Source organism: Burkholderia sp. (assembly GCF_018375725.1).
Taxonomy (GTDB): domain Bacteria; phylum Pseudomonadota; class Gammaproteobacteria; order Burkholderiales; family Burkholderiaceae; genus Burkholderia.
Genome location: NZ_JAHACR010000538.1, coordinates 1 through 1,191, shown reverse-complemented (window position 1 = coordinate 1,191; position 1,191 = coordinate 1). Strand labels below are relative to the sequence as shown.

Genomic DNA, 1,191 nt, shown 5'->3' with positions numbered 1-1,191 from the left:
GAATCGACGCTGCGCTCGAAGCCGCACCAAAGCGCGATGGCCGTCGGCAGCGTCGTGCTGTTCGGCACGCTGTCGATGTTCGCGTATCCGCTCGCGTATCGTGCCGGCCTGCTGAACCTCGATCCGGCCGGCCTCGGTCTGTTCTTCGGCGGCACGATCCACGAGGTCGCGCAAGTGGTCGGAGCGGCAAGCGACATCAGCCCGCAGGTCGCGCAGATCGCCACGATCGTCAAGATGACCCGCGTGATGCTGCTCGTACCCGTGCTGCTCGTGCTCGGCGCCTGGCTTGCACGCTCGGCATCGGCCGGCGGCGCGCATGGCACGCGCAGGATCGCCGTGCCGTGGTTTGCGCTCGGCTTCCTCGGCTGCGTGCTCGTCAATTCGCTGGACGTGCTGTCCGCCGACATCACGCACACGATCAACGTGCTCGACACGTTTGCGCTGACGATGGCGATGACGGCGCTCGGCATCGAAACGCGCCTGTCGCAGGTCCGCGCAGCCGGCCCACGCGCGCTGACGGCAGGTCTCATCCTCTATGTATGGCTGATCGCCGGCGGCTACGGTATCACCTGGTCGGTGCAGCACTGGCTTGGCTGAACGCCCTGCCCGCTGGCCTTCGTGCGACGCGCCCGCCGGGAACCGCCCGCGGGCGCGTCGCAGTGCTATGCTTCGCGTCGGTTTCCATCGTTCCCGCTCAGTCGTGCTCTCGTTCCTGCTGAAGCTGCGCACCCGCGCCCAAACGCTGTTCCGCGTATCCGATGCCCACACGATGCTGATCTGGTCAGTAATCGTCGGCATCGGCGGTGCGTTCGCGACGGTCGCGTTCCGCCAGGGCGTCGAGCTGATTCAACTGGCGTTGTCCGGCGGCAGCGGCAGCTTCGTCGACATGGCCAAGCGCTTGCCGTGGTACGTGCGCTTCTGGCTGCCCGGCGCGGGCGGCTTTCTCGCCGGCTGCGTGCTGCTGCTCGCCACCCGCGGCGACGCGAAGGCGCGCACGACCGACTACATGGAAGCGGTGGCGCTCGGCAATGGCGTCGTGCCGGTCCGGCAAAGCCTGTGGCGCAGCGTGTCGTCGCTGCTGACCATCGGCACCGGCGGCTCGATCGGCCGCGAAGGGCCGATGGTGCAGCTCGCGGCCCTCGCCGCGTCGGGCCCGACGATCGCGCACGACGGCGTGGTGGTTGTGGGCGA

Annotated in this window: 2 protein-coding genes; both read left to right on the top strand. The window is 68.8% G+C overall.

What is annotated here, in order from left to right:
• Nucleotides 1-597, top strand: a 597-nt coding sequence (locus KH616_RS25210) for a putative sulfate exporter family transporter (RefSeq protein ID WP_292255302.1), incomplete at its 5' end; no start/stop codon positions are given.
• A 103-nt stretch (nt 598-700) separates the two neighbouring features.
• Nucleotides 701-1,191: chloride channel protein (locus tag KH616_RS25205; RefSeq protein ID WP_292255299.1), on the top strand; the 491-nt coding region annotated here is incomplete at its 3' end.